The following is a 12381-nucleotide window of genomic DNA, read 5'->3' as shown; positions in this document are numbered from 1 at the left end:
TGCGGGGGGAGTGGGGGAGTTGGGGAAGATTAATATTTATGGTGTTTATTTATGGTTTTTATGATTCATTAACCAGCGTGATGGGTTATTGATCATAGTCACTAAACCAGATAAAACTTGATTATAATTACCATAAAGTTTACGTCCTGTTTCAATATCTAAATAATTACACTTAACTGTAAATTCTATCCATGTTTGAGTTTCAGCAGATTCAGCCTCACAATCATTTAATTTAGCAACAAAAGCAGCCTCATAACGACGTTTCCGCCAAGCTTCTGCCATATTCGCACAAACAGAACGAGAAGAACGACGAATTTGATCTGTTAGAGAATATCTTTCTTCAACAGGAAATCTTTTTGATAACTCAAAAATTTTCATTGCTGCTTCAAAAGCAATTTGATAAATTCCCAAATCTCTATAAAATTTAACCATTGATATTGAGTTTGATTCGTCTAAGTTACCAATCATCTTCTTTCTCACCTCCTTTACTCTTTTACTCTTCACTCCCTACTCCCTCTACCTCCCCTACTCCCTCTACCTCCCCTACTCCCTCTACCTTCCCTACTCCCTCTACCTCCCCCACCTAGATCAACTGTGAGGGCATTATAGGCTATTTTAAATATCTCAACTATAAAGTTATTACCAAAATTCGCAATTGTCACCATACATTTACGACTCTAAGTTAATAATAATACCTATTTTCTTCAGTAATACAACTTGTTCGGTTAACATTTCCATCAAACTCTCTTCGTCAGGATGATCCCAACCTAACAAGTGTAGTAAACCATGCGCCGTTAACCAAGCCAACTCTGTAGATAAGCTATGTTCCTGCTGTTCTGCCTGACGTTGTGCCGTGTCTATAGAGACAATTATATCACCTAAATACAAAGGCATAGAAACCAGCATTTCTTCGCTTTGTGGTAAATCGGCTTCTAGAGATGCAAAGGCTAAGACATCTGTGGGTTTATCCTGTTGACGATATTGGGAATTGAGAGTTTGAATTTCTGTATCGGTTGTCAACCGCAAACTGACTTCGTAACTAGGTGCAGTTGGTAAATAATCTTCAAGAATTTCTAACCATTGCTCAAACCAATTTTCCCAAGTTGCGGAAGGAATTGGGGAAGAGTCATCAAAGCAATTTTCTAAATATAACTCTACCTGTAGAGACACGAGTTTTCCTCTCTTAGCGGGTAAGATATGCTAAACCCACGAGGACAGATAATAGTCCTACAGCAGTTAAGGCAAAGTGTTTGAGGGAAGTGCCGCCTTTTCTGACCATGTTTCGCATGGCGAGTTTGACGTAGCTAGGTTGGGGTTCTGAATCTGGGGTTTTGTCCATAATTAATTGATCATCAATTCTTTTATCACTGTAACCGATTGTGGAGGAATGGGAGTTACACTTCTTAATTTTGTTTCGCGCAAAGACGCAAAGGAGCAAAGACGCAAAGGAAGAAAGGAAGAAAGGAGAAAATTTCTCCCTTCATTTTTGATTATGCGTCAACTATCTGGTTTTCTTGTCTGAGATAAGCCTGAATGAACATATCAAGTTCTCCATTCATGACATCGGTAATGGCTGTGGTTTCGATGTTTGTCCGCAGGTCTTTCACCATTTGGTAAGGGTGAAATACATAGTTACGGATTTGATTACCCCAGGAAGCTTCGACCATATCACCGCGAATTTCGGCAATTTCTTGGGCGCGTTGTTCTTTGGCAATGATTAATAGTTTGGCTTTGAGACGGGCGAGCGCTTTTTCTTTGTTTTGCAGTTGGGAACGTTCTTCTGTACACCGGACTGCTAGACCGGTGGGAAGGTGAACTATGCGGACTGCGGTTTCTACTTTGTTGACGTTTTGCCCACCTTTACCGCCAGAACGGGTGGTGCTAATGTCTAAATCTTTCTCTGGTATGTCTAATTTGACGGTGTTATCTATTTGCGGCATGACTTCGATGCCGGCAAAGCTGGTTTGCCGTTTGCCGTTAGCGTTGAAGGGGGAAATTCTCACGAGACGGTGAGTCCCCATTTCGGAACGTAAGTAACCATAGGCATAGCGTCCGGTGATTTCTAGGGTGACTGATTTGATTCCCGCTTCTTCACCTTTTGATTCTTCGGCTAGGGTGACTTTATAACTATGATCTTCTGCCCACCGGGTATACATCCGCATGAGCATAAATGCCCAGTCTTGTGCGTCTGTGCCACCAGCACCGGCGTTAATTGTCAGGACTGCGCCTTTATCGTCGTAAGTGCCGGAAAGGAGTTGTTGTAGTTCCCATTGGTCTAGGTCATGATTGAGTTTGCTAATGGTAGATTCCGCTTCTTGCAATAGTGCTGTGTCGGTTTCTAGTTCTAATAGCTCAACTACTACTCTGGTATCGTCTAAGTTGGCGTGCCATTTGTAATATTGATCTAAATGGGATTTTAGATCATTGAGTTCTTGCAGGGTGTTTTGTGCCTGGGTTTGGTCTTCCCAAAATTCTGTTTGGGCGGATATTTGTTCTAAGTCGTGAATTTTGGCTTTGAGTGCGGGTACGTCAAAGATAGTCCTGGGTTTTACCCAGGCGGCTAGACAATGTTTCGATTTCGCGTTTTAGTTCTAATACGTCCATAAGTGGTGTTGCTGATTAATTAAGATAATTTTTTCAGGCTTCGCCCCGCTTCGCTAACACGCAGAGGCGCAGAGGGGCAAAGAGAAGGAGTTTTCGGAATGGAATCATTTTATCCGAAATCAGGGATCAGAAGTTGATGGGGAATTTTGGAGTATTTTGGGCTTTTGTGCGAGCTTGTATGGCTTGTTGGTAGTCTGGTTTATATTCTATGGCTTTGTCGTAGGAGGCGATCGCTTGTTGGTATTGTTGCAAATTTAACCAAGCGTTACCTTTACTGTACCAACTTTCATAATGATTGGGTTTATAGCGAATAGCTTTATTATAGGATGCGATCGCTTCTTGATATTTTTGTAAGTTATATTGTGTATTCCCTAAATTATACCATACTAAATAATCATTGCTTTTTAAACTAATAGCTTTTTTATAAGATTCTATTGCTTCTCCATAGCGTTTAACTTGATGTAATGCCCAACCTCGATTATACCAAGCTTGATATTGTTGAGGATTGGTTTTAATTACTTGGGTAAAGGAATCAATTGCTTCTGGGTATCTACGTAATGTCATTAATATATTACTTCTTGATAACCAAGCTGCGGAGTTATTTTGATTATACTGCACGGCTTGATCATAAGCTTGTAAAGCAAATTCATAACGATTTAAATTAACCAAGCAATTACCTAAATTGTACCAAGCTGATTCATGATCAGGTTTTAATTCTACAGTTTTTTTGTAAGCTGTAATTGCTTCTTCATATTGTTTAAGATTTTGGAATGCTAATCCTTTTTTGTACCATAATTCAGGATTATCAGCTTGGAAATTAATTGCTTGTTCATAAGCTTTAATTGCATCATTATATTGGCTAATTTTTATAAAAATATCACCTTTAAGTTGCCAAACTTGGGGTTCATCATTTTTTAGTTGTAAAGCTTTATCTACAGTGGCAATTGCTTCTGAATAACGTTTGAGTCTGACTAAAACAAAACCTCGATTAGTCCAAGCTTCTAAATAATTGGGTTGAATTTGAATGGCTTGATCATAAGCTATTAAAGATTCTTGGTATTTCTTTAATTGAAATAATGCTTTACCTTGTCCATATAAAGCTTGAGGATAATCAGGTTTGATATCTATGGCTTTTTCGTAAGTTGCTAAAGCTTCTTGATAGCGTTGTAATTGAATGAGAGTATTACCCTGATTATATAATTCTATAGCGTTTTTACTATTCAGGCGATTGAGCATAAATATTGCGCCGAAACTACCAATACCTAAAATGAATATTCCTAATAGCAATTTCCAGAATATACCTTTTGTCTTTTGGGGATTTTTCACTTGATTTGGTAAAGTAGCAGGGGAAATAATTATTGTTCCCGATGTATTTTTATTTAATTCTTGCAAAGCTTGTAATGCTATTGTTGCTGAAGCATAACGTTGGCGAAAATCATAACAGATCATTTGATTTAAAAATTGGGCAAATTCTGGAGATACAGTGGCGAAATTTTGCCAAATAATTTCATTAGTTTCGACATCTTTCTCTAATTGATCTGGTGATAATCCTGTTAAAGCTTGAATAGCAATAATTCCCAAAGCATAGATATCACTGCTAAATTTTGGTGTTCCTTGTGCTTGTTCTCCAGGAGTATAACCGGGTGTACCAATAGCAACAGTAGATTTGGTAATGTCTGGAGAATTTACTAATTTTGTCGTAATTTGTTTGACTGCACCAAAATCAATTAAAATTAATTTATTATCTTGTTCTCGTCTGAGAATATTCCGAGGATTGACATCACGATGAATTACCTTTTGTTGATGGACAAAATCCAAAATTTCTAAAATTTCTTGTAATAAAGACATTACCTGATTTTGAGTAAAGATGACACCAGGTTTGAATTCTTGACTGAGATCATTACCAATAATTAGTTCCTGAACCAGATAAAATTCGGCATTTTCTTCAAAGTAGGCTAAAAGTTGCGGAATGCGATCATGATTTCCTAATTTATATAAAACTTGGGCTTCTGTGTCAAATAACCTCCGAGCTATTTCTAAAGTGGTAATATCAGTAGATTGAGGTTTGAGTTTCTTGACTACACACTGGGGTGAGCCTGGTAATTGAGTATCATTAGCAACATAAGTTTCACCAAATCCGCCACCTCCCAGGTAATTGGTGATTTGGTATCTGCCTACAAGGGTGTTTCCTAGCATTTCCTGAGCCTATTTGAATATTGTGTTACATTATGATAATCTTGCCACACAAAAATGAGGAGATGGGAAAAAATATTAATTAGTAGTTAAAAATTAGTAATTCAAATGTTAAAATCAAGATGATTCCTATAGATGATAATATTCGCAGTTGGCAAAAGCCTATTATTAATTATTGGTTGATTGGCATTAATGTAGTCATATTTCTCTGGGAAATAAAATTAGAGTGGAGTAATGAATTAGGAAATTTAATTAATAATTGGGGAATTATTCCATCTCAAATAAATATCTCAATTGCTAACGCTTTTTTTTACAATTCTGCGGCTTGGGTAATTGTATTTTGGCGGCTACTTTCTTTACCTGTATCCCTGTTTCTCCATGGCAGTTTTAGCCAAATCTTAGGAAATATGCTGTTTTTGTGGGTATTTGGAAAAACGGTGGAAAGTATTTTAGGACATAAACAATATTTACTACTTTATTTAACTGCTGGCTTTTTTTGTGGCATAGTTCAAATTATTTTATCCTCCGATTTAACAATACCAATTATCGGTGCTAATGGAGCTATTGCATCTATTTTAGGTGCATATCTGATCAAGTTTCCCCAGGCAAAAATATATTCGGTTTTGACTTTATTGGTTTTGTATATCCCTGTGGAAGTTCCAGCTATTTTATATTTATTTTGGTGGTTTATCCAGCAGTCATTTTATGGCATAGGGAGTTTAAATATGACGGGTGGTAGTTCCTTCTCTAGTGTGAGTTATTGGGGACAATTTGCGGCTTTAGTGACGGGTGCGGCTTTTATGAAAATTAGACAAAGACTTTAGGTTATTGTGATTTTTATGTGAAGCTGCACAGAATCATCCAATCCATCAATTCATCCGAATTTATCTGCGTTTATTTGCGTTCATCTGCGTTTAATAATTCTTGATATCTTATTCCATATCTTAATTTGGTATAAGGAAGTAAAATGGGGTAGTTCATATTGGAATTTTAAATTAACTTCAATGTCTGTAGTTTCTAGCATTACTGTTAAAGTTCCCGCGACGACGGCGAATTTGGGACCAGGGTTTGATTGTATAGGTGCAGCTTTAAAGCTGTATAACGAATTTAAGTTTACTATTCTTGATGCAGGTGAGTTAATTATTCAAGTCTCTGGTTCGGAAGCCGCAAAGGTACAAACTGATGAGAGTAATCTTTTATATCAGGCGTTTGTCAAGTTATACCAATATATAGAAAAAACACCACCAGTGGTGAAAATAGAAATTAATTTGGGTGTACCTTTAGCACGAGGTTTGGGTAGTTCTGCGACTGCTATTGTTGGGGGGTTAGTTGCTGCCAATGAGTTGGCTGGTTCACCGTTGTCTGAGTTACAGGTAATGGAATTAGCGATCGCCATGGAAGGACATCCTGATAATGTAGTACCAGCGTTATTAGGTGGTTGTCGTCTGGCTGCTACCAGCAAAAAAGGTTGGGAAATTTGTGATATTCTCTGGCATCGAGATATAGTTGCAGTCGTAGCAATTCCTGATTTTGAGTTATCAACCTCAGAAGCGCGAAAGGTTGTCCCCACAGAAGTCAGTCGTGCTGATGCAATTTTCAATATTTCTCATTTGGGTTTATTGTTGCGCGGTTTAGCAACTAATCGAGAAGAATGGTTAATAGCCGCCTTGCAAGATAAATTACATCAACCTTATCGCCAAGCTTTAATTCCTGGTTATGATACTGTGAATGCGGCTGCTGTGGCTGCTGGTGCTTATGGCATGGTAATTAGTGGTGCAGGCCCCACACTTTTGGCTTTAGTAGATATAAGTTATGCCAAATCCGTAGAAACAGCAATGGCAAATGCCTGGACTGCAATGGGTCTGAACTCAATTGTGCGATCGCTTACCTTAGATCGGCAAGGGACAAGTATAGTTCATACTTAATCTAATTTAGAGAAATCTGCATAAAAAATAGCGATTTCTCTGAATTGCTTGGCGATCGCACTATAACAATTAAATTAGTCAGGAGAAGACTAAAATTAGAATTATGGGTAAAAATCAGGAAACCCGCAAAAAACTAAAAGGACAACATCAAGCCTTAGAAGAACATCTAGAAAAAATTGCCAAGGAAAAGGAAAAACCAACAGAAGGACAAGATCAAGGTTTAATTGCCCATTGGGAGAAAACAGTGGTAAATTGTCGCCAAAATATTGCGAAACTAGAAAGGAGATTAAGTAAATGATATCACTCTATAAAAATCCTTATGAACGATTAGAAATATTTCTGAATGAATATCAACCTCAGCTAGAAAAGGCAATTCAAGCAATTCAAGCCATCAAAAATACTGACCCCAATTCCGAAGAATTTTCCCAAGCACTTGCTGATCTTTATGCTTGTTCCACAGTCCTTGAACCCTATTCAGAAGGCATGGTAGAGGCAATTGATCAATTTACCGAAGATAGACCAGATGATTGAAAGTTGAAGGATTACAGCGGTTTCCGCTCTTATGAGGTACAAAGTTGAATCATGAAACTCTTGTAGTGCGGGCATCTTGCCCGCTAGATATGTACCTCATAACACCGGGAAGTGCTGTAGTATATTGTAAATTTTAGATTGGTTTTTTATTACCAATTACCAACTACTCATCATAAATATATGGAAAAAATCCAGTCAGAAATAGCAGCACTGAAATCTCAAATTCAAGCACTCCAACAAGAACGCGCTGCACTGACTAATCATCATGTAGAATCGGGCGAAAACGACTCACCCCTAGCCATAGTTGCAGCTTACCGTCGTCAAGCCAGAGAAAACGTCCAACTATCCGCCGAACTTAAAGGCATAGACGATGCCCTATATTACCTAGAAAAGCAAATACAACAAAGAAAAGCCCATCTCAATCGGTATTTGCCCATGTCTATCCGCATCTCCCAACAACAAGAACAGCTAGAAGAAGCCAAAAAAATTGCTCAAATTCATGCCGAACGAGTTAACGAACTAGCATTAGAACTAGCTAAAGAAATTAAACTGCTAAAAACCTGCGCTGATGAACTTAGTCCCATGTATTGGCAAGTTTACTACAAACCTTTCATCACAGGCTTTAAGACCATTTCTGTCCCTTTCGTAAGATCAGATGGAGAAGTATGGATGATTGTCAACCGTATTGTCTAAGAAACAGAGATAACTTTGATAAAAATTCAATTTATCCTCAAGCTGTTCATTATAACTAAAGACAGCGATATTAGTCGCTGTTTTTTTGTTGACGTTGCAAAAATTTACATTTAGAATGGACTCGCGGCATAATTTAGTAAGTATTTATGACTATCTGTCCTCCAAATTGGAAATCTTCATAAGAAATCGTTTACAGACGTAACGATTCCTTAATATAATGTAAACAAAAGCAAAACCAAAAACATATTGTCAACAGTGATGAATGCCATAGAAATTCCTTGGTTATCAGCCATAATCTTCCTGCCTTTAGTGGCAGCCCTCGCAATTCCCATCATTCCCGACAAAGAGGGTAAAACCGTCCGCTGGTACGGCTTGGGAGTGGCACTATTAGACTTTGCATTCATGACTTTTGCCCTGTGGCAGAGTTATGACTTTCAAAGTTCAGCCCTGCAAATGACAGAAAGCTATCCTTGGATACCCCAACTTGGCTTGAACTGGTCGCTAGGCATTGATGGTTTATCAATGCCCCTGATACTTCTAACGGGCTTCATTAACACACTCGCAGTATTCGCGGCTTGGAAAGTAACCACCAAGCCGCGTTTATTTTATGCGTTGATGTTGATTATGTACAGCGCTCAGTTAGGTGTATTCCTCTCCCAGGACTTGTTAATGTTCTTCTTGATGTGGGAAGTAGAGTTAGTACCCGTTTACTTACTAATTGCCATCTGGGGAGGCGCAAACCGCCGTTATGCAGCTACTAAATTTATTATCTATACCGCCGCAGCCTCTATATTTATACTGGTAGCTGGTTTTGCAATGGCTTTCTATGGTGATAACTTCACCTTCAACATGACCGAATTGGGAATGAAAGAATATCCCAAAGCTTTAGAACTAGCACTATATGCAGGTTTCTTAATCGCTTACGGTGTCAAACTACCAATTTTCCCGTTACATACATGGTTGCCTGATGCTCATGGTGAAGCATCTGCACCCGGTTCAATGATGTTAGCCGGTGTCTTGTTAAAGATGGGTGGTTATGCCCTAATTCGCTTCAACGTAGAGATGTTAACTGATGCTCATGTTGCCTTTGCGCCAGTTTTAGCGATTTTAGGTGTAGTTAATATTGTTTACGGCGCTTGTTGTGCCTTTGCTCAAACCAATCTCAAACGCCGTTTGGCCTACTCTTCAATTGCCCACATGGGGTTTGTGTTAATTGGCATTGCATCTTATACAGAAATCGGGATTAGCGGTGCTGTATTACAAATGGTTTCTCACGGTTTAATTGCTGCTAGTTTATTCTTCCTTTCTGGTGTAACTTACGAACGTACCCACACCTTAGTAATGGATAAAATGGGCGGTATAGCTAAAGTAATGCCCAGAACTTTCGCTCTCTTTACTATAGGTTCAATGGCTTCTCTGGCTTTACCCGGTATGAGTGGTTTTGTCGGTGAATTGATGGTGTTCTTAGGTTTTGCTACTAGCGATGTTTACAGTTCCAGCTTCAAAATTGTAGTCGTCTTTCTATCAGCAGTTGGCGTGATTTTGACACCCATTTATTTGCTTTCCATGTTGCGTCAAGTTTTCTACGGTAATCAACATCAAGACTTACATTTAGATGCTGTAGTTCTTGATATTAAGCCTCGTGAATTGTTTATCACCGCTTGCTTGTTAATTCCCATCATTGGTATTGGTTTTTATCCTAAGATGATCACACAAGCTTATGATGTGAAAACAGTGGAAGTTGCGGCTCATGCTCGTCAAGTCTTACCAATTATCGCTCGTCAACAACCTACAAATTTGTACTCGCAAATTTTCACCGCACCAACATTAGCTAATTCTGAAATAGTGAATATAGTTGAGTAATTATCAAGCCCAAAAAGACGCTGTAGTAAATCTTAAATTAAAAGGGGATAAGATCCCCGACTTCTTGAAGAGGCCGGGGATCTCTTTTAGGTATTACTGATATAAACCTTCATTCCATGCAATAATAAACCTAATCCCCATCCTAATATGGGATAAATTGCCCAAAAATATCCAGGACTTACCACCAGATTTAACAGCACTAAAAAACCATTAATTGCCAGAAAAGCAAATAGGTGTGATTTGAAACCTTTCCGTTGTTGACTATTAGACATTTGCTCTTGTTTCACTTCTATATTATTTTTTAACCATTCTTGTTCCGCAGCTTGTAGCGACTCTGAAGAAACACCTAATTCTGAGGCTATTTCTATAATTTGTTCTCTTGTATATTCTCCCTGTTGCTTTCGTCTAAAAGCTACTTCAAGAATCTGCTGCATTTCCTCTGAGTTGTAAGTCATTATCAATACCTAAAATGGTAAAAAATACTTTTGAGAGTTACTTTTGAAACGGTAGCTACACAATCATTAAAAATATATGTGCCTACGAATTGCGTAGAAACACATTTTATATCTGAAAAATAATTGATGTCGTAATTAACAGCACAAATATAGATGAAATTAAAATTAAAAAATAAATCATTCCTTAGATAGTGTTTTTTAAGCTATTTCTGAGAAAAAATGAAGTTTATAATACTACAATTATAATTTTATTTATACTTTTAACAAGTATAAAATATTCAAAAATTGAAAATCTGATCAGAAGTAAATGTATTTATGAATTTATTTATACAAAAGTACCCTCCTAAACTATTCCACTTCATCATTGATATCTGAATACTTCTCCACTATCACTAATTCGGTATTATCTTCTGCATAATTACCCCATTTATCTAACACGTCTTTAACCAATATTTCTTGCACCCAAATTCTGACAACAACCGTTAAAGGAAGTGCTAAAAATAATCCTAAAAATCCAAAAAATGTCACAAAAAATAACTGAGAAATTAAAGTAACTGCTGGTAGTAAAGATACTTGATGTGCCATAACTACAGGTGTGATAAAATTGCTCTCAGCCTGTTGAATAAAAAAGTAGAGAACAAAAACAGCAACAGCTTTCCAGGGATTATCCAAAAGAGCGATCGCCATTGCCGGTACTACACTCATAGTCGGACCCAAATTAGGAATTAAATTCATAAATCCCGCTAACACCCCCAAAGCCAATGCAGCCTTCACCCCTAAGATTGATAAGCCCACCAAACTCATCAACCCAACTACAAAAACTCCAATAGAAGCACCAGTCACCCATCCTTCTAAAGAAACTTCGCACTGTTCTAAAATTCCCATCACCCGTCGCCGATAAAAAGAGGGAAATATGCGAACAAATACTTTTTGATAAGCATCAGGATTAACTAAAAACATTCCTGTTAAAACCAGGACTAATAAAATTTTGAGAACAACTTCTAAAGATCCAGAAACAAAAGCAAAAGAGTTACCTAATAGGCGATTAAATAGCGGTTGAGCTTGTTCAATTAAACTATTTAGATCCGGTATATAAGGTAATAATTGTACAGGAATATGAGTTCTTTGGACATCAATCCAACTATTAAACCGCCCAAATCCTTGGGGAACTCGATAAGTGAGTTCATGAAATTGCTGGATAAAAGGGGGGACAATTAACCAGAAAAAACAGACAACACCCGCAAAGAAAATCCCTACAGCTAATAAAACTGATAATCCTCGTTTTATTCCTAAACTTTGAAAGCGTCGCGCGAGACGATTTAAAGTCGTCGCTAAAACAACCGCCGCAAATATTAGCAGCAAAACGTCCCTAAGTTGCCACAATATGTATAAAGATATAACTAAAGCAATTAAGCCTATCCATTGACCAAGATTCACAAGCAAGACTCCCAGCTTGGTAAAATGCCTTTTGATGACAATGCAGTTAGATTAGCTGATTTTAGCAACACGGACTATATTTTTTTTGTTAATTTTGCTTTTGTCTTGGTATTCGCCACAGTAGAACAGTTACCATAATTATAGTTGGTAACAAAACCATAATTAACACATTTGTCACCGTTGCTGGAATCCCTAAAAACGGAGCAGCATATTTAATTAATACCGATAGCAAAGTCGAAAGTAATAGCAGCTTCAGCAAAAATCCCAATTGATTTTCCATAACAGTGCGGGGAACACATAATTTTATAGGGTATATACCAAATAATAACTGAAAATAATAAATCTTTATCTCGTTCCTAGTAGTTTGTCAAGATAAAAATGATGGACTGTAGTGTGAGTGTCTCGCTCACGCGGGCAAGATTTTTATGGCATTATTTTCCTTTTTTGTTAAAGGTGAATTTAGCTGTTGAAAAAAAGGTGTAATCATAGAAGCATCTCTAGCACGAATTTCTATAAGAGGATGTTTTAAAAGTGGTATTGCGTAATTTTCATCACATTGCTACCCCCCTTAGTCCCCCCTTGTAAAGGGGGGAAACAATAAAAATCCAGTTCCCTCCCCTTTACAAGGGGAGGGTTAGGGTGGGGTAAAAAATATTTGATACATCAACCATAACTTTTCA

14 protein-coding genes are annotated in these 12381 nt (G+C 37.6%); 6 read left to right on the top strand and 8 right to left on the bottom strand.

Annotated elements, in window-relative coordinates; translation table 11 throughout:
• Positions 1–45 precede the first annotated feature (45 nt).
• The 5 genes from PN450_RS18465 to PN450_RS18445 all read right to left on the bottom strand — a co-directional run bounded on the left by PN450_RS18465 (position 46) and on the right by PN450_RS18445 (position 4800).
• Positions 46–432, bottom strand: a complete 387-nt coding sequence (locus PN450_RS18465; protein WP_271837162.1) for a four helix bundle protein — start codon at positions 430–432, stop codon at positions 46–48.
• A 237-nt stretch (positions 433–669) separates the two neighbouring features.
• Positions 670–1170 (bottom strand): rRNA maturation RNase YbeY, encoded by a 501-nt coding sequence (ybeY, locus tag PN450_RS18460; protein ID WP_168633807.1) that lies wholly within the window; start codon positions 1168–1170, stop codon positions 670–672.
• A 13-nt stretch (positions 1171–1183) separates the two neighbouring features.
• Positions 1184–1339 carry a DUF3285 domain-containing protein gene (locus PN450_RS18455; RefSeq protein WP_148764645.1) on the bottom strand — a complete coding sequence of 52 codons (156 nt, stop codon included), beginning with the start codon at positions 1337–1339 and terminating at the stop codon, positions 1184–1186.
• 151 nt (positions 1340–1490) lie between these two features.
• A protein-coding gene (gene prfB, locus PN450_RS18450; RefSeq protein ID WP_271837161.1) for a peptide chain release factor 2 occupies positions 1491–2604 on the bottom strand; the annotation gives its coding sequence in 2 pieces (ribosomal slippage) (positions 1491–2531 and positions 2533–2604; 1113 coding nt in all).
• Between the two features lie 126 nt (positions 2605–2730).
• Positions 2731–4800, bottom strand: a complete 2070-nt coding sequence (locus PN450_RS18445; protein ID WP_271837160.1) for a serine/threonine-protein kinase — start codon at positions 4798–4800, stop codon at positions 2731–2733.
• Positions 4801–4919: 119 nt separating this feature from the next.
• Here PN450_RS18445 and PN450_RS18440 point away from each other — a divergent pair, with 119 nt between their 5' ends.
• The 6 genes from PN450_RS18440 to PN450_RS18415 all read left to right on the top strand — a co-directional run bounded on the left by PN450_RS18440 (position 4920) and on the right by PN450_RS18415 (position 9809).
• On the top strand, positions 4920–5621 hold the full coding sequence (locus PN450_RS18440) for a rhomboid family intramembrane serine protease (RefSeq protein WP_271837159.1): 702 nt from the start codon (positions 4920–4922) through the stop codon (positions 5619–5621).
• A 180-nt stretch (positions 5622–5801) separates the two neighbouring features.
• Complete coding sequence (gene thrB, locus PN450_RS18435; RefSeq protein ID WP_271837157.1) at positions 5802–6722, top strand: homoserine kinase; 921 nt, start codon at positions 5802–5804, stop codon at positions 6720–6722.
• 103 nt (positions 6723–6825) lie between these two features.
• Positions 6826–7020, top strand: a complete 195-nt coding sequence (locus PN450_RS18430; RefSeq protein WP_271837156.1) for a hypothetical protein — start codon at positions 6826–6828, stop codon at positions 7018–7020.
• The gene (locus PN450_RS18425) at positions 7017–7253 is read left to right on the top strand and encodes a hypothetical protein (protein ID WP_027402511.1); all 237 of its coding nucleotides are present in this window, start codon (positions 7017–7019) and stop codon (positions 7251–7253) included. Before PN450_RS18430 ends, PN450_RS18425 begins: the two co-directional genes overlap by 4 nt.
• A 180-nt stretch (positions 7254–7433) precedes the next feature.
• Positions 7434–7946, top strand: coding sequence for a hypothetical protein (locus tag PN450_RS18420; RefSeq protein WP_213710952.1), 513 nt, complete (start codon positions 7434–7436; stop codon positions 7944–7946).
• 258 nt (positions 7947–8204) lie between these two features.
• Positions 8205–9809, top strand: a complete 1605-nt coding sequence (locus tag PN450_RS18415; protein WP_271837155.1) for an NAD(P)H-quinone oxidoreductase subunit 4 — start codon at positions 8205–8207, stop codon at positions 9807–9809.
• 86 nt (positions 9810–9895) lie between these two features.
• Here PN450_RS18415 and PN450_RS18410 read toward each other — a convergent pair whose 3' ends face one another.
• From PN450_RS18410 to PN450_RS18400, 3 genes are all read right to left on the bottom strand, one after another.
• Complete coding sequence (locus PN450_RS18410; RefSeq protein WP_271837154.1) at positions 9896–10264, bottom strand: 2TM domain-containing protein; 369 nt, start codon at positions 10262–10264, stop codon at positions 9896–9898.
• Positions 10265–10612: 348 nt separating this feature from the next.
• Complete coding sequence (locus tag PN450_RS18405) at positions 10613–11701, bottom strand: AI-2E family transporter (protein ID WP_271837153.1); 1089 nt, start codon at positions 11699–11701, stop codon at positions 10613–10615.
• Between the two features lie 88 nt (positions 11702–11789).
• Positions 11790–11981, bottom strand: coding sequence for a hypothetical protein (locus PN450_RS18400; protein ID WP_271837152.1), 192 nt, complete (start codon positions 11979–11981; stop codon positions 11790–11792).
• Between the last annotated feature and the right edge of the window lie 400 nt (positions 11982–12381).

It is taken from the genome of Dolichospermum lemmermannii CS-548 (genome assembly GCF_028330815.1).
In the GTDB taxonomy this organism is placed as follows: Bacteria; Cyanobacteriota; Cyanobacteriia; order Cyanobacteriales; family Nostocaceae; genus Dolichospermum; species Dolichospermum lemmermannii.
Note: the sequence above shows the minus strand (reverse complement) of the source record. Positions and strands in the feature narration are given on the sequence as shown.

Bases quoted from the DNA above. Each gene is read 5' to 3' on its own strand.
- PN450_RS18465 (WP_271837162.1), bottom strand. From the start codon at position 432: ATGGTTAAATTTTATAGAGATTTGGGAATTTATCAAATTGCTTTTGAA.
- PN450_RS18455 (WP_148764645.1), bottom strand. From the start codon at position 1,339: ATGGACAAAACCCCAGATTCAGAACCCCAACCTAGCTACGTCAAACTC.
- PN450_RS18445 (WP_271837160.1), bottom strand. From the start codon at position 4,800: ATGCTAGGAAACACCCTTGTAGGCAGATACCAAATCACCAATTACCTG.
- PN450_RS18440 (WP_271837159.1), top strand. From the start codon at position 4,920: ATGATTCCTATAGATGATAATATTCGCAGTTGGCAAAAGCCTATTATT.
- thrB (WP_271837157.1), top strand. From the start codon at position 5,802: ATGTCTGTAGTTTCTAGCATTACTGTTAAAGTTCCCGCGACGACGGCG.
- PN450_RS18430 (WP_271837156.1), top strand. From the start codon at position 6,826: ATGGGTAAAAATCAGGAAACCCGCAAAAAACTAAAAGGACAACATCAA.
- PN450_RS18425 (WP_027402511.1), top strand. From the start codon at position 7,017: ATGATATCACTCTATAAAAATCCTTATGAACGATTAGAAATATTTCTG.
- PN450_RS18420 (WP_213710952.1), top strand. From the start codon at position 7,434: ATGGAAAAAATCCAGTCAGAAATAGCAGCACTGAAATCTCAAATTCAA.
- PN450_RS18415 (WP_271837155.1), top strand. From the start codon at position 8,205: ATGAATGCCATAGAAATTCCTTGGTTATCAGCCATAATCTTCCTGCCT.
- PN450_RS18410 (WP_271837154.1), bottom strand. From the start codon at position 10,264: ATGACTTACAACTCAGAGGAAATGCAGCAGATTCTTGAAGTAGCTTTT.
- PN450_RS18400 (WP_271837152.1), bottom strand. From the start codon at position 11,981: ATGGAAAATCAATTGGGATTTTTGCTGAAGCTGCTATTACTTTCGACT.